The sequence below is a fragment of the Streptococcus sp. HMSC034E12 genome, assembly GCF_001835915.1.
GTDB lineage: Bacteria > Bacillota > Bacilli > Lactobacillales > Streptococcaceae > Streptococcus > Streptococcus vaginalis.
The window spans coordinates 32,051-52,514 of record NZ_KV826430.1; the positions used below are offsets into that span (position 1 = coordinate 32,051).

Consider the following 20,464-nt stretch of genomic DNA (forward strand, 5'->3'; position numbering starts at 1 on the left):
TTTTATTTTTTATGATAAACAGCCTCAATGTTGTTCCTGTCTGGATCTATCACAAAGGCCGCATAGTATCCCACATGGTAATTTTTACGTTAGCTAGGTGCACCATTATCCTTTCCTCCAGCAGCCAAAGCTGCTTGATAGAAAGCTTTAGAAACTTCTAAATTCTTTACCTTAAGGGTAAAATGATCGATCATTTTTTAATCCTCCATAAACGCCTTGATACGATGAACGGCCTCTATCAAGGTATCCATATCCGTCGCATAGCTCAGGCGAACATTCTCTGGCGCACCGAAGCCAGCACCCGTTACAAGAGCGACACCTACTTCTTCTAGGATTGCTGTTGTAAACTCTGTCACATCTGAATAGCCTTTCAGCTCCATTGCTTTTTTAACATTTGGAAAGAGGTAAAACGCTCCTTGTGGTTTCACCACTTCAAAGCCAGTAACTTCTGCAAGCAAAGGATAAATGGTATTGAGACGTTCTTCAAAAGCCTGACGCATGATTTCAACAGTATCTTGAGGACCCTTTAGAGCTTCAATCGCCGCATATTGGGAAGCAGCAGTTGGATTAGAAGTCGTTTGTCCAGCCACTTTACTCATCGCTGCAATGATTTCAGACTCTCCAACAGCATAACCAAGTCTCCAACCAGTCATCGAATACGACTTAGATACACCATTAATAACAATTGTTTGCTTGCGAATAGCTTCAGAAAGACTCGAAATCGGTGTAAATTCATTTCCATTGTAAACCAAGCGGCCATAAATATCATCTGCCAAAATGAGAATATCATGCTCTACAGCCCAATTACCTATCGCTAATAACTCCTCAGCAGTATAAATCATTCCCGTTGGATTGGAAGGAGAATTGAACACCAAAACTTTCGTTTTCTCTGTCCGAGCAGCCTCTAATTGCTCAACGGTCACTTTGAAATGATTTGCTTCCGTCGCTTGAACAAAAACTGGTATCCCTTCTGCCATCTTAATCTGGTCGCCATAACTAACCCAACACGGTGCCGGAATAATCGCTTCATCACCTGGATTGATGACACTCATAAAAAAGGTATAAAGGGAAAACTTTGCACCCGTCGCAACGGTCACTTGATTTGGTTTAATCGTATAACCATAGTATTTTGCAAAATATGCTACAATTGCTTCCTTTAATTCAGGCAGACCACTGGTAACCGTATAAAAGCTAGCTCTACCGTCTTTTATTGCAGAGATAGCAGCATTTTGAATATTCTTCGGAGTTGGAAAATCTGGCTCTCCCAAAGTCAGCGAAAGGATGTCACGCCCTTGTGCTTTTAAAGCTTTTGCGCGCGCTGCTGCTGCTAAGGTTACACTTTCTTCCATATCTAAAACACGATTTGATAATATCATAGCCCCTCCTTGCTGAGCAATGTTCCTGTTTCAAATCCAACATTATAATAAATTGTTCCAGACTTGACTTCCCAGATTGGTTGCTCTTTTACATAGCCAAATGTCACTTTATCAATTTGTTTGGCACCAATCTCTTTAGCGATTTGTTTTGCTTTTTCTTGACTAATCCCTTTGGACAACTCATAAGTATAGATTTTATCACTATCTGCTTCTATTAAAACAGCAAGCTGCGTCTTTTTACGATTTTTCCCCAAAAGACTATAATAACTTTTTTCACCGTTATAAATAGCAAAGCGATCCACTTTATCCAAATCCGCATATTGACGAGCAATTTTACTAGCCGTTACCTTAGCTGATTGGTAAGGATCTATAGATAGATTTAAAATGTAAAGAAAAGAAAAAGTGAGAACAACCAAAACTATCACACTTCCAATAATATATTGCCAAATAATGAAATTTCTATCATTTTTTCTTCTATTTTTCACTCGTCCATTATACTATAAATAATGATTTTTTTCTATCTTTTTCTAAAATTTGATTTTATTACTACTTATTGATAAAATACAGTTATGGACAAACTTACAAAACTTTTTCAAGAAAATCATTTAGATTTAAAAACCATGATTATTTTAAATAAAGCTATTCGCACGATTCGAACTTTTGAAAATCAGGCGGCAAAACAACACAATCTGACTCCCACTCAATTTTCAGTCTTAGAAACCCTTTATAGCAAAGGGAACTTACGCATTCAAGATTTAATTGATAAAATGCTTGCTACATCTGGAAATATGACCGTTGTCATTAAAAATATGATACGGGACGGTTGGATTTTTCGTACCTGTGGCCCATCTGATCGACGTTCTTTTTTAGTCGGACTGACTCCAGAAGGACGTAGTAAAATTGAAGCGGTACTTCCAGATCATATTCAAAATATTCAACAAGTATTTAACATTTTAACAGAGCAAGATAAAGAAGATTTGATTCGGATTTTAAAGAAATTTAAAAAGTTGAGCTAATTTCTTACTAACTAGTGGTATTTGTTGTAACATAAACAGGTACAAAAGAAAAGGAGAGTGACTTATATGTCTAAAAAAGCGCTATTTATCGTCGGGTCTCTTCGCCAAGGCTCATTCAACCATCAGTTAGCTTCTCAAGCTGAAAACATTCTTGCTGGCAAAGCTGAAGTTTCTTATCTTGATTTCAAAAATGTTCCATTTTTCAATCAAGATATTGAAAGCCCAGCTCCTGCGGCTGTTGCCAAAGCTCGTGAAGAAATTCTCGCTGCTGATGCTATCTGGCTCTTCTCACCAACCTATAACTGGGCAATTCCAGGAGTTGTTAAAAATCTCTTAGATTGGCTATCACGTGCGCTTGACCTTTCAAACCCATCAGGACCTTCTGCTCTTAATGAAAAACTTGTAACAGTTTCCTCTGTAGCCAATGGAACTTCTCCAGATGAAGTTTTCAAACATTATCGCAGCCTTCTTCCATTTATTCGTATGAAAGTTGTTGAACCATTTACTGGTGTTGCCGTTAACCCGGAAGCCTGGGGAACAGGTCAACTGACAGTTTCCGAAGAAAAACAAGCTGAACTCGCAGCTCAAGCTGAAGCATTATTAGCAGCTATTGACTAAAAACAACCCAAAACGGAATGATATTTTTACATCATTCCGTTTTTATTTATTCTCCTTAACAAAGACATAGGTATTTATCGTAGACAAATCCTCTCGGAAAGCAAAACCTGCAAATTGCAATTGCTTGATTTCTTCTTTGCTTGTTATCTGATTTTCAATTAAGGCAGTTAAAAATTGACCACGAGCCTTTTTAGAAATAGTTGAGTGAACTTTCAAACTTCCTTCTCTATCTTCTAAAAATTTAAACCGAAGCATCTTATCACGCACAGATTTGGAAAACACTGTCTCAAACTCACTTGATAGCAGAGATAAAATCATTTCCTCATCTGAAATAGCTACGTCATAATCATTGCACCAATAATTTTTCAAGCTTTTGCCAAAAATAGTACATTTTACTAAAAAATCCAAGCGATGAGGTGAAATCAACGCCATAACTGGTATAACACCATATAGACTAGAAGTGATGAACAAATGCTTGTCTACATACCTCAACTCTTGCTCCGTTAAGTGACTTCTTTTGATGTTTCGATACATAAGACCATCAAATAAATGCAAAGCTGGGTAAGTCAAGGCTTGCCCATTTTTTAATTGTTGAAGATGAATATACTCTTCTTCTGCACGTTCCAGACTAATATGATAGAAATCTGCTAATTCTTCAATAGAATACTGTGATAGACTAGCTACAATTGTTTTTGTTTGCTCTGAAAGAAAACACTTGCCATGAGGCTTAAGGCTAAGATTCATTTCTTTTGCAGTTGGAATTAAAATTTTCATAATCTTATTGTATCAAAAGTTATTTTGCAGAACAAATGATTTTTCTCTTGACAACAGACAATCATTATCATATAATCTAGTTATCGAGACTAGATAAGGAAGAGGTGGATATTTTGAAAATCACAAAATTCCCAACTTGGGAAGAACTACCAGAGTTAGATCTTTATCTTGACCAGGTTCTCCTCTATGTGAATGGTGTCAACGAACAAGCATTTCATAGCACAGATAAGCCTTTAACGGCTGCTATGGTCAATAATTATGTGAAACACACCCACATTCCAAAGCCAATTAAGAAAAAATACAATCGCGTACAGATTGCTCGTCTGATTGTACTGACGACGTTAAAACCTGTCTTTCCAATACCAGATATTATCAAGACGATTCAACTTCTGGTAGACGAAAAAGATTCGGCTACTCTTTATAATGAATTCGTTAATTGCATGCGAGAAGAAAAAGCTGACACAGTCGCACCTGCTATTGAAGCAGCTTGCCAAACGGTGAAATTATTTCATCAAACAAAGAAATTAGCTCTAGCCTTAGAAGGAGGTAAAACAAATGAATCAAACGCTTAAACTCAGCAAACAACTCAGCTTCGGGGAAGAAATTGCCAATGCTGTCACTCACGCTGTCGGGGCTGTGGTTATGTTAGTACTGCTTCCTATCTCAGCCATTTATAGCTATGAAGAACATGGTATGCTTGCTGCTGTCGGAGTTTCAATTTTTGTCATCAGTTTATTTCTGATGTTTCTTTCTTCAACGATTTACCATTCAATGAGCTATGGTTCTACGCATAAGTATATTCTACGGATCATCGATCATTCAATGATTTACATTGCTATTGCGGGAAGTTATACGCCAGTCGTACTATCCCTTATGAACAATTGGTTGGGTTATCTTATTATCACAATTCAATGGGGAACGACCATTTTTGGTATTTTGTATAAAATATTTGCTAAAAAAGTTAATGAAAAATTTAGCTTAGCACTTTATCTTATTATGGGCTGGTTAGTGATTCTGATTATTCCGCAAATCATTGGTCAAACGGGACCTATTTTCTGGGGATTGATGTTAGCTGGAGGACTCTGTTATACTGTTGGTGCAGGATTTTATGCTAAGAAAAAACCATATTTCCACATGATTTGGCACCTCTTTATCCTAGCTGCTTCTGCACTTCAATATCTTGCTATTGTCTATTGTATGTAAAACATTTTAAAAACAATCATTCTCTAAGTCGCTCTTCTTAGCAGAATGATTGTTTTTTTTATCAAAAAAGCCAGGCTACTTTGAAAAGTAACTTGGCTTTTTGCAATAGTTTATTTTGATTTAATATAATTGACACCGTCTGCTTTTGGTGCAACAGCTTTTCCGAAGAATGCTGCCAACACAACAATAGTCAATACATAAGGTGCAATTTGTAGGTACACAGCTGGTACATGTGATAGGAATGGTAATTGACTTCCGATAACGGCTAAACTTTGAGATAGCCCAAAGAATAGACTTGAAAGCATAGCGCCAATTGGATTCCATTTACCAAAAATCATAGCAGCCAGTGAGATGAATCCTGGTCCGATAATGGTTGTAGCAGCGAAATTTACGGAAATAGATTGTGCATAAATCGCTCCACCAACACCGCCAAGAAAACCTGAAATCATCACACCGTAATAACGCATGAGATAAACATTGATACCGAGGGTGTCTGCCGCTTGTGGGTGTTCACCTACGGAGCGCAAACGAAGCCCAAATTTCGTCTTAAACATAATGAACCATGCTAGGAAAGCAAACGCAACTGCAATATACCCCATTAGACTGGTGTGTTTAAAGAAGATATCTCCAATGACAGGAATATCTGATAATAGTGGAAAATTAAATTTACCAAATGATACTTGAATATTATCTGTTTGCCCTTTATTATAGAAAGCTTTTACCAAGAAAATCGCTAACGCAGGCGCCATCAAATTAAGTACTGTACCACTAACAACGTGATCCGCACGGAAATTGATAGTCGCTACAGCGTGAATGAGTGAGAAAATTAGTCCCACAATACCACCAACTAAAAGTGCTAACCAAGGCGTTAAACTTCCAAAGGTATTCACAAAAGTAAGGTTAAAGACAACGCCTGAGAAAGCCCCCATAACCATAATACCTTCAAGTCCGACATTGACAATCCCAGCATGCTCTGAGAAGGCACCACCGATACTAGTAAAGATTAAAGGTGCTGCATAAATCAGCATAGAGGAAACTAACAGACTTAACATTGTTACAAAATTCATCTTATTTTCCTCCCTTTACTTTCGCTTGTTTTCTTGGTTTGATAAAGTGTTCAATGATGTAATGAATACTTACAAAGAAAATAATTGATGCTGTTACAATATTTACCAGTTCCGCTGGAATCGTTGCGGTGTTCATACCTGGAGCTCCGACTTGAAGCACGGCAAATAAGAATGCTGCAAAGAGAATACCAATTGGTGAATTATTTGCCAGCAAGCTAACGGCCATACCATTAAAGCCGACAGCTAGGGAACTTCCTTGTACATAGACATTTTGGAAAGTTCCAAGTCCTTCAACAACACCTCCGACACCGGCAAGGGCACCTGAGATAATCATTGAAAGAATAATCGTCCGTTTAGCAGACATCCCTGCATATTCACTCGCATTTGGATTTAACCCGACAGAACGGATTTCAAATCCAAGCGTTGTTTTTTTCAGCATAAACCAGATAAGGACAACTGCAATGACCGCAAAGAAGATTCCGATATTCATCCGTGAATTATTGGTCAATGCCCGCAGCCATTCTGTTTGATAGGTTGCATTAGATCCAACCTTAACACTTGAGTCAATACTTTGCATAACACTTTTTGGGAAACTATGAATCATTGCATTTCCAACATAGAGAACGATGTAGTTCATCATAATCGTAACGATAACTTCACTTGTTCCCAAATAAGCACGAAGAATACCAGGAATAGCACCGATAATCCCACCAGCTACTGCTGCAATGACAACTGTAGCAAGAATCATAATTGGACGAGGAAGATTAGGAAACGAAAGTGCAAACCAGCCACTCAAAATCCAACCAGCTAAAGCTTGCCCTGGCAAACCGACATTAAAGAATCCAGCCCGACTTGCTACTGCAAACCCAAGAGCAATTAAAATAAGTGGACCCATTGCACGGAAAATTTCACCAATACTACGGATAGTACCAAAAGCAGCTTTGAATAGCTCTTCATAACCCCAGATAGCATCATAGCCAAAAATCCACATGATAATGGCACCAAGTAAAATTCCAAGAACAACGGAAATCAAAGGCACCGCAATTTGCTGCGTTTTCTTAGTCATTTGAATCTCCCTTCTTAATTTCACCACCAGCCATCAAGATACCCAACTCTTGTTTATTAGTTTCTGCTGGAGTTACAATACCTTGAATCTTACCATCATGAATAACAGCAATACGGTCTGAAACATTCAGGATTTCATCTAATTCAAAGCTGACCACAAGCACTGCTTTACCCTTGTCACGTTCTTCAATCAAACGTTTATGAATGTATTCAATCGCTCCAACGTCTAATCCACGAGTTGGCTGACTAACGATTAGAAGGTCAGGATTGCGGTCTATTTCACGAGCAATAATGGCTTTTTGTTGATTTCCTCCTGAAAGAGCAGATGCTGGAACACTTTCACTTGCAGCCCGAACATCAAATTCATCCATTAACTTTCGTGCATAAGAAGTGATATTATTGTAATTCAAAATTCCATTTTTGCTTAATGGCTCCTTGTAATAAGTTTGCAGAGCCATATTCTCAGACAACATCATATCTAAAACCAAGCCATCACGATGACGGTCTTCCGGCACATGACTAACTTGCATTTCGGTAATTTTCCGCGGAGATAAGCCAACGACTTCTTTCCCCTTAATGGTAATGCTACCTGATTTCACCTTCCGAAGACCTGTGATTGCTTGAACTAGCTCGCTTTGTCCATTGCCATCAATCCCGGCAATCCCAACAATTTCACCAGCTCGTACATCCAAAGATAAATTTTTAACAGCAGGCACACCACGATTCTCATTCACAACCAAATCCTTAATAGATAGAACAACTTCTTTTGGATTTGAAGCTTCTTTTTCCGTTGTAAAGGATACCGAACGTCCCACCATCATTTCAGCAAGATCTTTATTCGTTGCGCCACCAATTTCAACGGTTTGAATACTCTTACCGCGACGGATGACAGTTACACGATCAGAAACAGCACGGATTTCATCCAATTTATGTGTAATCAAAATAATGGATTTTCCTTCTTTGACTAGATTTTTCATGATATGTTCTAGTTCTTCAATTTCTGAAGGAGTTAATACTGCTGTTGGTTCGTCAAAAATCAAGATATCTGCGCCACGATACAATGTTTTCAAGATTTCAACACGTTGTTGCGCACCAACTGAAATATCTTCAACTTTTGCAGTCGGATCCACAGCTAAACCATATTTTTCGGATAGTTCCTTGATGTCTTTGATTGCCTTTCGAATATCTAAAACACCATTTTTGGTCGTTTCACTACCCAAAATGATATTTTCAGCAACCGTAAAAGCCTCTACCAGCATGAAATGCTGGTGAACCATTCCAATTCCTAAAGATGCTGATTTCGATGGAGAATCAATTGTTACTGATTTTCCATTCACAGTAATCTCACCACTTGTTGGCTCAAGCAAGCCAGCTAACATATTCATCAGAGTGGACTTGCCCGCTCCGTTTTCTCCTAAAAGTGCATGAATTTCACCGCGTCTTAGATTTAAATTGATTTTATCATTTGCGACAAATTCACCAAAAATCTTGGTTATTTCATGCATTTCAATGACATTCTCATGTGCCATATGATTGATTCCTTTCAGAAATTATTTTATTTCAGTAAAACTCACTAAAAGATTAGCCAGCTTTACTGAGACAAAAGCTGGCTCAATCTCAAAAAAGCGACCCACGAAGGTCGCTTCTTGAGTGTCAGGTTATTATTTATTCTGTAGGAACTTTAATACTTCCGTCAAGGATTTTTGCTTTTGCATCTTCAACAGCTTTTTTAGCATCATCTGATAAGTTCTTAGTTGTCAAATCTACTCCACCGTCTTTCAGACCATAAGTTGTAGTTTTTCCTCCTGGAAATTTATCTTTTGCTGTTTTGTTAGCAATATCTTTTACAGTACCACCAACTTTTTTCAAGCTAGATACCAAAACAAAGTTAGATTCTTTGCCGTCTTTAGATTTGTATTTACCTTCATCGTTTTGGTCGCGGTCAACACCGATGACCCAAACTTTGTCAGATTCATTTCTAGTTTCGTTGATAGATTTTGCTTCGTTGAATACACCAGCACCAGTACCACCGGCTACTTGATAAACAACGTCTGCACCAGCTGCATATTGAGCTGCTGCAATTGTCTTCCCTTTAGAAGCATCTCCAAAGCTTTCAGCGTATTTCACATCAATCTTAATAGAAGGATCAACAGATTTCACACCTGCTTCAAAACCTTTTTCAAAACGAGTTAATACAGCACCTTTGATACCACCAACAAAACCAATCATTTTTGTTTTAGTTGTTTTGGCTGCAGCCACACCAGCAAGGTAAGCAGCTTCGTTATCTGCAAAGAGTACAGAAGCTACATTCTTTTGACCTTTAATTTCATCATCAATAATAACATAGTTAATATCAGAGTGATCCTTTGCAACAGATTCTACTGCATTACGAAGAGCAAATCCAATACCAAATACTAATTTGTAATTGCTAGAAGCAGCTTGCTCAAGGTTTGTAGCGAATTCAGATTCGTTTGTAGATTGGAAGTAAGTAAAGCCATGGTCTTTTGTCAATCCATTTTCTTTACCCCAAGCTTGCAAACCTTCCCAAGCAGATTGGTTAAATGATTTATCATCTACACCACCTGTATCTGTAACAATTGCAGCTTTCAAATCCGTCTTTGCATCTTTATTATCTGATTTAGATGCACGATTACCACATGCAGCAAGTCCAATTGCTGCGACAGCTACTAGACCAAGGCCTAGCCATTGTTTCTTGTTCATCTCTGAACCTCCTAAATAAGATGTGCAACAACGTTGCAAGATTAACTATGGTCAAATGACCTTTTTTACTAACTAGTCTAAGTTAGTAAAAGAATATGGAAGTAATTCCTTGACCGTCATCACGACCGTCGATTTATCTTTGGCAACAAGTGTTACCTTTAAATTCTGCGGAAAAAATTCTGCCATTACTTGACGACAAGCTCCACACGGAGAAACGGGCTTTTGAGTTTCACCATAAACGATTAGTTCCTCAAACTCCGTAACACCTTCTGAAATAGCCTTAAATATGGCTGTCCGCTCACCGCAGTTCGTCAGACCAAAACTAGCATTTTCAATGTTCACACCTGTAAAAATCTGACCATTTTTTGCTACTAGTACAGCACCAATTGGAAAATGAGAATAAGGAACGTAGGCCTTTTTACTTGTCTCAATAGCTAGATTAATCAACTCAGTAGTCGCCACTAGCTTTTTCTCCTTTCATAATGGCTACACCAGAAGAAGCTCCAATACGCGTTGCGCCTGCTTCAATAAATGCGACTGCATCTTCGTATGAGCGAGCGCCTCCTGAAGCTTTGACCCCCATATTCGGACCAACTGCTTTTCTCATCAAAGCCACATCATGAACAGTAGCGCCTCCAGTTGAAAAACCAGTTGAAGTCTTCACAAAGTCTGCACCAGCTTTCTTAGCTAATTGACAAGCGATTACTTTCTCTTCATCTGTCAGCAAACAAGCTTCAATAATTACTTTTACAAGCGTGTCACCACTAGCTTCTACTACTGCTGCAATATCTTCTTCTACCAAAACAAGATTTTGTGATTTCAAAGCACCAATGTTGAGCACCATATCCACTTCGTCTGCACCATTCTTGATAGCATCTCTTGCTTCAAATGCTTTCACAGCAGGCGTATTTGCTCCCAGTGGGAATCCAATAACGGTACAAACTTTAACATCTGTATCTCGTAATCCTTCTGCTGCAAAGCTGACCCAAGTTGGGTTGACACAGACACTTGCAAAATCATATTCTCTTGCTTCTTCAATCAATTTTTCAATTTGCTCTTGTTGAGCATCTGGTTTCAAAAGCGTATGATCGATGTATTTATTTAACTTCATTTTCGGTTCTCCTGTAAGTTAAGCGATTACTTCAATAATCTCTTGAACTTTTTTCGGCTCATTACTTATTTTAACATTTTTTTTGAATTCTGTAACTAGTTCTTGTGAAATTTTTGCATTTGCATAAATTTTTGCAACAATTTCACCAATTTTGATTGATTCTCCGACTTTCTTTTCAAAAACAATTCCTGTTTCAAAGTCTAAGGCATCCGTTTTCACCGCTCGGCCTGCACCTAGCCGCATGGCAAATAAACCAAATTCCATAGCTGGCAATTCAGAAATATAACCCGCTTCATCTGCAGTCACTTCTACAACGTATTTTGCTGATGAAGGGCTGTACAAATCTTCTAAATCGCCACCTTGCGCTGCAACCATAGCTTCAAATTTTTGAAGAGCTGCACCATTAAATAGATGTTCTCGAACCTCGTCTACAGTTTTTTCGACATTTGCTAAGCTGAGCATAATTTGACCTAATTCACAAATAAATTCTGTTACATCTTCTCGTCCTTTTCCTTGCAGGATATCCAAAGCTTCAAGGATTTCCAAACGATTACCAATGCTAGTTCCCAGAGGTTGGCTCATATCAGTAATAACTGCTGTCGTCTTACGCCCAACTGCCTTTCCTAAATCAACCATAGTACGAGCTAGAGCACGCGCATCATCCAAGTTCTTCATAAATGCACCTTCACCAACTGTCACATCTAGCAAAATACTATCTGCACCAGCTGCAATTTTCTTGCTCATAACAGAACTTGCAATTAAAGGAATAGTATCAACGGTCGCGGTCACATCACGCAAAGCATACAGCAATTTATCCGCTTTCACCAACTGATCAGACTGACCAATGACGGATAGTCCAATATCCTGTACTTGCTTAATAAATTCTTCTTGGCTACGCTCAATTTGAAATCCTTTAATGGATTCTAATTTATCAAGCGTTCCCCCTGTGTGACCGAGTCCACGACCACTCATTTTAGCAACGGGAATTCCAAAACTAGCTACCAAAGGCACCAGTACAAGCGTTACCTTGTCTCCTACGCCTCCGGTTGAATGCTTATCAACCTTGATTCCAGAAATAGCTGACAAATCAATTTGCTGACCTGTCCCTACCATGGTCATGGTCAAATCAGATATTTCACGAGTGGTCATGCCTTTAAAATACACTGCCATTGCAAAAGCTGACATTTGATAATCTGGCACAGTTCCGGCAACATAGCCTTCAATTAACCACTTGATTTCATCACTAGTTAATTCTAAGCCGTCTCGCTTTTTCTGAATAACATCAACTACTCTCATATTTCCTTCCTACTTCTAAGGATATAATATCCCTTATCTTTTTTTAGAATTTCGCAGTTTCCAAAAACCTCTTCCATCTTAGCTTTTGCGCTTGGTGCCCCTTGTTTTTTTTGAATCACAATCGTCAAGTCGCCCCCGTCTAGTAAGTGCGTATAACTTCCTGTAATCACCTCATGAACGACCTGTTTCCCTGCTCGAATCGGTGGATTACTGATAATATGATGAAATCTCCCTTCTACATTTTGATAAAGATTAGATTTAAAAATCGTAGCTAGGACTTGATTGCGCTCAGCATTTTGACGCGCCAAATCAAGAGCGCGCTGATTTATATCAACAAGCGTTGCTTCGACTTCTTTAGCTTTGACCAAAGTAAGTCCTAATGTTCCATAGCCACAACCGACATCTAATACGCTTTCTTGATTATGAAAATCAAGACACTTTAAAAGAGCTTGACTGCCATAATCAATCATTTTCTTACTAAATACTCCTGCATCAGTCAAGAAAGTCACATTTTGCCCCAGAAGTTGAACCTTCAATTTGTGAATATCATGTTCTGCATCTGGATTTTCTGCGAAATACATTTTAGCCATAAAACTATTTTAACATAAAGACCTTTTATTTGTAAACCGTTTACAATTTGTTTGAAATTATGTTATACTATTTTTCAACTATAGGAGTGAATATGACGAACGAATTTATCCATTTTGAAAAGATTAGTCGAAAAGCTTGGCAAAATCTGCATCGTAAAACAACCCCGCCTTTGACGCAAAAAGAATTGAATTCTATCAAAAGTTTCAATGATAAGATTAGCCTTCAAGATGTGACAGATGTTTATCTGCCCTTGACCAGCCTCATCCAAATTTATAAGCGCTCAAAAGAAGATTTAGCATTTTCAAAAGGGATTTTTTTACAAAAAGCGAGCAAGCGCCAACCATTTATCATAGGTGTATCTGGAAGTGTCGCTGTCGGAAAATCTACTACCAGTCGGCTCTTGCAAATCCTTTTATCTAGAACATTTTCAAATGCTACTGTTGAATTGGTGACGACGGACGGATTTCTTTATCCAAATACTCACTTGCAGGAGCAAAATCTCCTCAAGCGCAAAGGCTTTCCAGAAAGTTATAACATGGAGCTGCTGCTTGATTTTCTTGACAATATCAAAAATGGACAGAACTACCAAATCCCTGTTTATTCACATGAAATTTATGATATTGTTCCTGATAAAAAACAGTCTGTTACAGCTGCAGATTTTGTCATTGTTGAAGGTATCAACGTTTTCCAAAATCCACAAAATGAACGCCTTTATATGACGGATTTCTTTGATTTTTCGATTTACGTGGATGCGGAAGTTGAAAATATCGAAACTTGGTATCTGGACCGCTTTAAAAAATTGCTCACGTTAGCAAAAGAAGATCCAAATAACTATTATCATCCTTTCACTTCTCAGCCAGAAAACAAAGTTATGGAATTTGCTCAAAATGTCTGGAAATCTATTAATCTTGTCAATTTACAGGATTATATCGAACCCACACGCAACCGAGCTGAAATTATTCTTCATAAAACAGAAAATCATGAAATTGATGAAATTTACTTAAAAAAATAAAAAGGCTTGTCAAATCTCAAGTTTTCATATATAATTAGATAGTTAGTATATCATTGGAGGTGAAAACATTGGCAAATATTAAATCAGCTATCAAACGCGCTGAATTAAACGTTAAACAAAACGAAAAAAACTCAGCTCAAAAATCAGCTATGCGTTCTGCAATTAAAGCATTTGAAGCAAATCCTTCTGAAGAACTTTTCCGTGCTGCAAGCTCAGCTATCGATAAAGCAGAAACTAAAGGTTTGATTCACAAAAACAAAGCGAGCCGCGATAAAGCACGCCTTGCTAGCAAACTTGCAAAATAATCTGCATAACGTAAAAAGAGCTCAAAGGAGCTTTTTTTGTTGCTGAAAACAGAAAGGCTAGACACGAAAATTATAATCATTGGTTATTCTGGATCGGGAAAATCTACTTTAACGACCAAATTAGCCCAGTATTACTCTATTCCCAAATTGCATTTAGACACGCTGCAGTTTCTACCCAATTGGGAAATGAGTGACCGCAGCTGGATGCAAGAGCAAGTCAAGACTTTCTTAAACGAGAATCTGTCTTGGGTGATAGACGGAAACTACAGCTCCTGCTGCTATGAAGAGAGAATGGAGCAAGCAGACCAAATTATCTTTTTAAATTTCTCGCGTTGGGATTGTCTTTTACGGGCTGCAAAGCGTTATTCCAAGAACAGAGGTAAGGTCAGAGGCAGTATGGCACAAGGCTGTCCTGAAAAGTTTGACTGGGAATTTATCCGCTGGATCTTACTTGACGGACGAACTACTAATATTCGGAAACGATATGAGAAACTTCAAAAAATGTATCCCTACAAATTTATAGTTCTTCATAACCAAAAAGAACTAGATAACTTTTTAGCGCAATTTTCATAAACATCAAAAGCTATATTCAGCTCAGTTATGAATATAGCTCTTGTTTTTTTATTTTTTAATACTGTCAATATGTTCTAGCAAATATAACAGAAATTGAGGAATCGTCTCCAACATATCCTTTTCATAGACGCGTTCTGTTAACTGATGTAAATCTTTTCCCCAAGGTCCCAGATTGATGCCAGGAACATTGATGTCCTGAATTTTCTCAAAATCAATCGAATATAAATGTTCAGGAACAGCCATACTCTCGATAATTTTTTGATACTCTTTAACAGATTTTTCTAAAGCACAGTAACTAATGTCACAGATTCCCATAAAGAACTCTTCTACTGCGAGACGACCAGCCGCTGTGTCAGATAAGTATCCACTATAAAGTGCAATGAGTTTTTCAATATCAACCACGCTATTTTTCAGATGTCGACAATTCATAGAAGGATAATAAGGCGGTGCAATAGCTAGCACAACAAATGCTTCCTTTTTATCATAGAAATCTAACACCTTTTGAACAGTTGCAATGGTTATTTCTTGATAGCTTGAACCCGCTTGAAATGCTTCATGAGCAGATTGGTTTGCCTTGTGCATAAATTCTTCAAATCCAGCCTTCTTTTGACATAACTGTATTAACTCTTCATAAGTCAATACATGAGGTTTTGTGACTTTTTTATCCTCTTTATAAGTTACCTGCAAAGCCTGATAACGCTCATAAAACTCATCAATGGCTTCTTGGCAGAGTTGTTGAATCGTCGTCATCAGCTCTTTTGGGCTTTTATCTAAATAAAGAACACTAAAATAGCCTGCTGCTCTGAGAACAGTTGACACATCATAATTTTCCTTCAAATCACGCATGTAAGACCACGAAGGCAAAGGAGCCTGCTCTCCATAAATCGAATCCGACAAGCGGGGATTAAGGTCAATTTTTTCCACCACTTTTGCGAGGAGTGAAACAGCATTGATACCTTTGAGAGGCTCTTTCATGTGGGAAAGAATACCCTGCGTAACCACGACAGGCATCATCTTTCCAACTGTTCCAACATGCAGTACTTTTTCTTGAGCTGAAGGACTTTCAAATGGTTCTGAATCAATCGCCAAGATATAATTCAGATGAAATTTCTTTTTCAGATTAGCAAGCAAACCTACAGCAGCACGCATTCCCTGAGAATAAGATTCCTCATCTCCAACTGATAAATAAAGAAGATTCACTTCTCCTTCTGCTTTGCTCGCATATTCTGCTACCACTCCCAATTGCAAAGCCAATGCAGCTTTCATATCACATGACCCACGGCCAAACTGCCATTCGTTAGCAGCTATATCGTCTAACACATCTTGACCCAGTGAAGCACTCGCTAAAGCCTTTTTCAAAGCAACATTATCAAAAGCAAATTCCTTTAAATTTCCAAAATCCTCAATATCCACCGTATCATGGTGATGAAACAAAATCACTGTATCTGCACAATGACCTTTTACCAAAGCCCAATTAACACTACGCTGGTAAATATCATCCGGAATCTGATAGGTGCCAAAATAATCTGAATGCTCCTGAAAATACGGCAAACCGCCAATATAGTGATTGAGAAAATTTTCAATATTTCTTTCTGAACTCGTATGCGTGAAACTCTCAATCGCCATGCTCTTGTCAAAAATATCTTGAATCCTATTTTTCATCAATGGCTCCTTCAACTTTTTATAAAAATAGCTCGCTGACCTTATTATATACCTCAACAATCATCGTTTCAATCTATTTTTCATCCTTTGACTCTATAAAATTTACGCAATCGTTTGCGCTGTTAAGATTATTTTGATAAAATAATAGCCAACAAGACCAGAAAGAGGTATCTCGTATGGAAAATCAAACATTAATGCAATATTTTGAATGGTATCTACCAAATGACGGACAACATTGGAATCGTTTGGCAACAGACGCTCCACATCTGGCTTCTAAAGGCATTCGCAAGGTTTGGATGCCACCTGCTTTTAAAGCCACTAGTTCCAACGATGTCGGCTACGGCATTTATGATTTATTTGACTTAGGCGAGTTTGACCAAAAAGGAACGGTTCGGACAAAGTATGGCTTTAAGGAAGACTATTTGAACGCAATCAAGGCACTCAAAGAAAATGGAATTGAACCCATTGCAGATATCGTTTTAAATCACAAGGCGGCAGCGGATTACAAAGAGAGATTTACTGTTATTGAAGTTGACCCAAATGATCGTACAGTCGCCCTCTCTGAGCCTTTTGAAATAAAAGGCTGGACCAAGTTCACATTCCCCGGTCGCCATAAAAAATACAATGATTTTGAATGGCATTGGTACCACTTCACAGGAACGGATTATGACGCTAAGCGAAATAAATCAGGGATTTACCTCATTCAAGGGGACAACAAAGGTTGGGCTGACGATGATTTAGTGGACAATGAAAATGGAAATTTCGACTATCTCATGTACGCTGACCTTGATTTTAAGCACCCAGAAGTCATTCAAAACCTTTATGATTGGGCAGATTGGTTTATCGAAATAACCGGCATTCATGGCTTTAGGTTGGACGCTATTAAGCATATTGACTCTTTCTTTATGGGAAATTTTATACGCGACATTATGGCAAAGTATGGAGAAGATTTCTATGTCTTTGGAGAGTTTTGGAATGGTGATGAAACTGCAAATAACGATTATTTAGGAAGTATTGACTATCGTTTTGATCTAGTAGATGTCAAACTGCACCACAACTTATTTGATGCTAGCCGCGCTGGGGCGGACTATGATTTGAGAAATATTTTTGAACAAACGCTTGTCAAAAACCACCCTAAATCGGCTGTTACTTTTGTCGATAATCATGACACACAACGTGGACAAGCGCTGGAATCAACTGTTGAAGAATGGTTTAAACCTGCTGCTTACGCTCTCATTTTGTTGCGTGAAGCAGGTCTGCCTTGCGTTTTCTATGGAGATTACTATGGTATCAAAGGCGAATTCGCTCAAGACAGCTTCCAAACAGTTCTTGATAAATTATTAGATATTCGTCTCAACTTAGCCTATGGAAAACAGAAAGATTATTTTGACGACGAGCATTGCATTGCTTGGACCCGTTCAGGAAAAGACAACGGACAGCCGATTGCTGTCATCTTAACAAACGATCAAGCCAGTTCAAAACGCATGTATGTCGGTAAAAATTGGGCTGGTAAGAAATTCAAAGATTACTTAGGAAACAGCTCATCAACCGTGACAATCAAAAAAGACGGCTGGGCAGATTTCCCAGTTGCAGAAAAGTCAGTTAGTGTCTGGTCTGCGCAATAAAATAAAGAACATAGCGAGATTGGAACCCAAATTCTTCTCTCTGTCGATTAGGGCGATGAAGCAAACCGAAAGTTGGGAGTCCTGTCCGCTCAGCTGACAGCATAAACTAAAACTTAGGCAGTTTGTTCGCCAGGCTGACAGTATAAACTAAAACTCAGGCGACTCGTCCGCCCAGCTGACAGCATAAACTAAAAGTCAGGCAACTCGTCCGCCCAGCTGACAGCATAAACCAAAAGTCAGACAACTCATCCGCCCGGCAGACGGAAGTTAAAAAAATGATGTTGACATTCCCCAGCCTCAACCATTCAACTCTGCTTTTAAACAAGATAAAAACACGAACAGATCAAGATAGCTAACAACTAATCCTGACTTTGTTCGTGTTTTTTCTCATCTTCCGAAACAACCTTCCCTATGAATACAGGTTATTCCTGACTTATTTTTTCTTTCTATTGTCCGTTCTAATGGCAATCTTCACCTCAAAAATAGTTCCTTTCGGCTTATTATCTTTCACCGTAATAGTTCCTTTAAGAGCTTCTGTGATTTGCTTTGCAAGCGACAAGCCTAGACCAAAACCACCTGTCTGCCGAGTCCGTGCTTTATCAACCCGATAAAAACGATCAAAAATCTTTTTCTTATCTGCCGTACTAATCCCCGGACCATTATCTGAAACCTTTAAAAACAAATTTCGATCATTTGCAGAGATTGTCAATTCAATCACACCGTCTTCATCTGTATATTTCAGAGCATTGTCAAACAGAATCGTCATTAATTGCTTCAGCAAGGTCTTGTCTGTTTTAATCATGCGGTGAATCCTATTGTCAAATCGGAAAGTTTTCCCATTTTCTGCGGCAACCATTTCATAGTTGGTAAAGGTCGTATTAAAGAAATTTGGCTCGACATCGCCAATTTCTGGTTTAATCCCGTCGTCACGCCGTGCTAGATTAAGCAGATTTGTCGTCAACATTTTCATGTTCCGCACTTCATCCAAACTAGAAGCAATGCTTTCGCTTGATTCCATAATGGTGGCTTCTGGTTTTCTAAACAAAGTCTCCAAACGATTTTGTAAAACAGCTAGAGGCGTGCGCAACTCATGACTGGCATTTTCGACAAAACTCTTTTGCTTTTGAACGCTTTCCAACAAAGGTTTAACACTAACTCGAGCCAGATAGACACTGGCAATCAAGGAAATTCCCCAGAAACTAATCATCACAACTACAATCAGCTGCTCATGATTTTGACTAGTTTGTTCCAACTGACTGATATTGATAAAGGCCGCTGCATATTTGACATTGGTTTCCAAATTTGGGATTTTCACTTCAAATAAAATCATCCGATAGGTTTCTTGTCGACCATAATTGCTTTTAACCTGGACTTGCCGAATGCGATCCAATTGCTTGCTATTAAAGGAAAGTTTATTAAGTCCCAGAAAATTATTGCTTGTAATGATTGGCTTATAATTCTTATCAAATAAAATAACTTCCGTATTGGCACTGACATTTGGTTTATCAGTAAGCTCTTTGTCACCCGTGTCGGTTTTAGGCTCTCCGTTGTCTGACTTCTGTTCCATCCCCACTCTCCGAGCGAGCGCCAAATTGATGACAGAAGCGGAATCCTGACTGAGACTTTTCAAGTTATTATCGACCGTTGTATAAAGGCTTGAGCGCATCACCTGAATGATAATCAAAGTCATGGCTGAGAAAATGAGAGTAAAAATACCAAAATTGCGAATGAAATAAGAAAAATCATCCGCATACCATGTTTTTTTAAGTTTATTCAGCATCTTTTAAAATATATCCGACGCTGCGAAGCGTTTGAAGATTGTTCGCAAAGGTCGTCCCTTTCAATTTTTTCCGGATTTTTGAAACATAGACTTCTACGACTGAAATGGTTGTATCACTATCAAACCCCCATAATCGATCGAAAATCTGCGTCTTCGGTAGAATAACATTTTGATTTTGCAAGAAATACACCAGCAAGTCAAATTCTTTTCCGAGCAATTCTACTTCATTTCCGTCTACAAGTGTAGTGTTTGTTGATAAATTAACAGTGACATCGCCATAAGAAAGGGTGTTTTCATTGAACTTGCCAGAACGCTTCAAGAGAGCTTGAATCCGCATTTTTAACTCTTCCAAATAAAATGGTTTGGTCAAATAATCGTCAGCTCCCAGTTCAAAACCATGTCCTTTATCATTCAAACTTTCTTTGGCTGTCATAATCAAAACAGGTGTGGTAACGCCTTTTTCACGCAATTCTTTCAATACTTGGAAACCGTCTTTTTCTGGCAACATCAAATCAAGCAAGATAAGGTCGTACACGCCACTCTCAGCCTCGTACAATCCTTCCTCACCGTCAAAAACTTGCATGACATCTGCAAAATCATCCAAAAAATCAAATACCGAATTAGATAGACCGAGGTCGTCTTCCACTAATAGAATCTTAATCATATGCT

At 38.4% G+C, this 20,464-nt stretch carries 22 protein-coding genes and 1 pseudogene; 8 read left to right on the forward strand and 15 right to left on the reverse strand.

Going from position 1 to position 20,464, the window contains the following annotated elements:
• Positions 1-2: 2 nt before the first annotated feature.
• The 3 genes and pseudogenes from HMPREF2574_RS10645 to HMPREF2574_RS01300 form a co-directional block, all read right to left on the reverse strand.
• Positions 3-149, reverse strand: a pseudogene (locus HMPREF2574_RS10645) (glyoxalase); the annotation flags it as partial.
• Between the two features lie 48 nt (positions 150-197).
• Complete coding sequence (locus HMPREF2574_RS01295; RefSeq protein ID WP_070583904.1) at positions 198-1,376, reverse strand: pyridoxal phosphate-dependent aminotransferase; 1,179 nt, start codon at positions 1,374-1,376, stop codon at positions 198-200.
• Positions 1,373-1,861 (reverse strand): cell wall elongation regulator TseB-like domain-containing protein, encoded by a 489-nt coding sequence (locus HMPREF2574_RS01300; RefSeq protein WP_024051669.1) that lies wholly within the window; start codon positions 1,859-1,861, stop codon positions 1,373-1,375. Before HMPREF2574_RS01300 ends, HMPREF2574_RS01295 begins: the two co-directional genes overlap by 4 nt.
• Before the next feature lie 84 nt (positions 1,862-1,945).
• Here HMPREF2574_RS01300 and HMPREF2574_RS01305 point away from each other — a divergent pair, with 84 nt between their 5' ends.
• Together HMPREF2574_RS01305 and HMPREF2574_RS01310 are read left to right on the forward strand one after the other, a co-directional pair.
• Complete coding sequence (locus tag HMPREF2574_RS01305; protein WP_070812085.1) at positions 1,946-2,392, forward strand: MarR family winged helix-turn-helix transcriptional regulator; 447 nt, start codon at positions 1,946-1,948, stop codon at positions 2,390-2,392.
• Positions 2,393-2,458: 66 nt separating this feature from the next.
• On the forward strand, positions 2,459-3,010 hold the full coding sequence (locus tag HMPREF2574_RS01310; RefSeq protein ID WP_070812086.1) for an NADPH-dependent FMN reductase: 552 nt from the start codon (positions 2,459-2,461) through the stop codon (positions 3,008-3,010).
• Positions 3,011-3,052: 42 nt separating this feature from the next.
• Here HMPREF2574_RS01310 and yaaA read toward each other — a convergent pair whose 3' ends face one another.
• Positions 3,053-3,784, reverse strand: coding sequence for a peroxide stress protein YaaA (gene yaaA, locus HMPREF2574_RS01315; RefSeq protein ID WP_024051672.1), 732 nt, complete (start codon positions 3,782-3,784; stop codon positions 3,053-3,055).
• A 113-nt stretch (positions 3,785-3,897) separates the two neighbouring features.
• Here yaaA and HMPREF2574_RS01320 point away from each other — a divergent pair, with 113 nt between their 5' ends.
• Together HMPREF2574_RS01320 and HMPREF2574_RS01325 are read left to right on the forward strand one after the other, a co-directional pair.
• Entirely contained in the window at positions 3,898-4,356 is a 459-nt protein-coding gene (locus HMPREF2574_RS01320; RefSeq protein WP_024051673.1) for a DUF1836 domain-containing protein, read from the forward strand.
• Positions 4,340-4,987: a PAQR family membrane homeostasis protein TrhA gene (locus HMPREF2574_RS01325; RefSeq protein ID WP_024051674.1), complete on the forward strand. Its 648-nt coding sequence runs from the start codon at positions 4,340-4,342 to the stop codon at positions 4,985-4,987. Before HMPREF2574_RS01320 ends, HMPREF2574_RS01325 begins: the two co-directional genes overlap by 17 nt.
• A 110-nt stretch (positions 4,988-5,097) precedes the next feature.
• On the opposite strand, the gene HMPREF2574_RS01330 is transcribed toward HMPREF2574_RS01325, so the two are convergent.
• The 8 genes from HMPREF2574_RS01330 to HMPREF2574_RS01365 all read right to left on the reverse strand — a co-directional run bounded on the left by HMPREF2574_RS01330 (position 5,098) and on the right by HMPREF2574_RS01365 (position 12,837).
• Positions 5,098-6,054: an ABC transporter permease gene (locus HMPREF2574_RS01330; RefSeq protein ID WP_003024372.1), complete on the reverse strand. Its 957-nt coding sequence runs from the start codon at positions 6,052-6,054 to the stop codon at positions 5,098-5,100.
• Between the two features lies 1 nt (position 6,055).
• Complete coding sequence (locus HMPREF2574_RS01335) at positions 6,056-7,120, reverse strand: ABC transporter permease (protein ID WP_070241643.1); 1,065 nt, start codon at positions 7,118-7,120, stop codon at positions 6,056-6,058.
• Positions 7,113-8,648 carry an ABC transporter ATP-binding protein gene (locus tag HMPREF2574_RS01340; protein ID WP_003024370.1) on the reverse strand — a complete coding sequence of 512 codons (1,536 nt, stop codon included), beginning with the start codon at positions 8,646-8,648 and terminating at the stop codon, positions 7,113-7,115. Before HMPREF2574_RS01340 ends, HMPREF2574_RS01335 begins: the two co-directional genes overlap by 8 nt.
• A gap of 136 nt (positions 8,649-8,784) precedes the next feature.
• Positions 8,785-9,840, reverse strand: coding sequence for a BMP family lipoprotein (locus HMPREF2574_RS01345; RefSeq protein ID WP_070812087.1), 1,056 nt, complete (start codon positions 9,838-9,840; stop codon positions 8,785-8,787).
• A 72-nt stretch (positions 9,841-9,912) separates the two neighbouring features.
• On the reverse strand, positions 9,913-10,302 hold the full coding sequence (locus HMPREF2574_RS01350; RefSeq protein ID WP_024052203.1) for a cytidine deaminase: 390 nt from the start codon (positions 10,300-10,302) through the stop codon (positions 9,913-9,915).
• Positions 10,289-10,951 carry a deoxyribose-phosphate aldolase gene (gene deoC / locus HMPREF2574_RS01355; protein WP_070583908.1) on the reverse strand — a complete coding sequence of 221 codons (663 nt, stop codon included), beginning with the start codon at positions 10,949-10,951 and terminating at the stop codon, positions 10,289-10,291. The genes HMPREF2574_RS01350 and deoC overlap by 14 nt, the downstream gene beginning before the upstream one ends.
• Before the next feature lie 18 nt (positions 10,952-10,969).
• Positions 10,970-12,247 carry a pyrimidine-nucleoside phosphorylase gene (locus HMPREF2574_RS01360; RefSeq protein ID WP_070812088.1) on the reverse strand — a complete coding sequence of 426 codons (1,278 nt, stop codon included), beginning with the start codon at positions 12,245-12,247 and terminating at the stop codon, positions 10,970-10,972.
• The gene (locus HMPREF2574_RS01365; RefSeq protein WP_024052206.1) at positions 12,244-12,837 is read right to left on the reverse strand and encodes a class I SAM-dependent methyltransferase; all 594 of its coding nucleotides are present in this window, start codon (positions 12,835-12,837) and stop codon (positions 12,244-12,246) included. The genes HMPREF2574_RS01360 and HMPREF2574_RS01365 overlap by 4 nt, the downstream gene beginning before the upstream one ends.
• 92 nt (positions 12,838-12,929) lie before the next feature.
• On the opposite strand from HMPREF2574_RS01365, the gene coaA reads away from it, so the two are divergent.
• The 3 genes from coaA to HMPREF2574_RS01380 are packed head-to-tail and all read left to right on the forward strand — an operon-like array spanning position 12,930 to position 14,728.
• The gene (coaA, locus tag HMPREF2574_RS01370) at positions 12,930-13,850 is read left to right on the forward strand and encodes a type I pantothenate kinase (protein ID WP_070812089.1); all 921 of its coding nucleotides are present in this window, start codon (positions 12,930-12,932) and stop codon (positions 13,848-13,850) included.
• A gap of 53 nt (positions 13,851-13,903) precedes the next feature.
• Positions 13,904-14,155: a 30S ribosomal protein S20 gene (gene rpsT, locus HMPREF2574_RS01375; RefSeq protein ID WP_020999623.1), complete on the forward strand. Its 252-nt coding sequence runs from the start codon at positions 13,904-13,906 to the stop codon at positions 14,153-14,155.
• Between the two features lie 36 nt (positions 14,156-14,191).
• Positions 14,192-14,728 carry a DNA topology modulation protein gene (locus tag HMPREF2574_RS01380; RefSeq protein WP_070812090.1) on the forward strand — a complete coding sequence of 179 codons (537 nt, stop codon included), beginning with the start codon at positions 14,192-14,194 and terminating at the stop codon, positions 14,726-14,728.
• A gap of 48 nt (positions 14,729-14,776) precedes the next feature.
• Here HMPREF2574_RS01380 and HMPREF2574_RS01385 read toward each other — a convergent pair whose 3' ends face one another.
• Positions 14,777-16,390: a M20/M25/M40 family metallo-hydrolase gene (locus HMPREF2574_RS01385; protein WP_070583910.1), complete on the reverse strand. Its 1,614-nt coding sequence runs from the start codon at positions 16,388-16,390 to the stop codon at positions 14,777-14,779.
• 176 nt (positions 16,391-16,566) lie between these two features.
• Between HMPREF2574_RS01385 and HMPREF2574_RS01390 the strand changes: the two genes are divergently transcribed.
• The gene (locus tag HMPREF2574_RS01390; protein ID WP_070812091.1) at positions 16,567-18,015 is read left to right on the forward strand and encodes an alpha-amylase; all 1,449 of its coding nucleotides are present in this window, start codon (positions 16,567-16,569) and stop codon (positions 18,013-18,015) included.
• Between the two features lie 433 nt (positions 18,016-18,448).
• On the opposite strand, the gene HMPREF2574_RS01395 is transcribed toward HMPREF2574_RS01390, so the two are convergent.
• Together HMPREF2574_RS01395 and HMPREF2574_RS01400 are read right to left on the reverse strand one after the other, a co-directional pair.
• A complete protein-coding gene (locus tag HMPREF2574_RS01395) occupies positions 18,449-19,795 on the reverse strand; it encodes a sensor histidine kinase (RefSeq protein WP_070812092.1) in 1,347 nt (448 codons plus the stop codon).
• Complete coding sequence (locus HMPREF2574_RS01400; RefSeq protein ID WP_003024352.1) at positions 19,785-20,459, reverse strand: response regulator transcription factor; 675 nt, start codon at positions 20,457-20,459, stop codon at positions 19,785-19,787. Before HMPREF2574_RS01400 ends, HMPREF2574_RS01395 begins: the two co-directional genes overlap by 11 nt.
• Between the last annotated feature and the right edge of the window lie 5 nt (positions 20,460-20,464).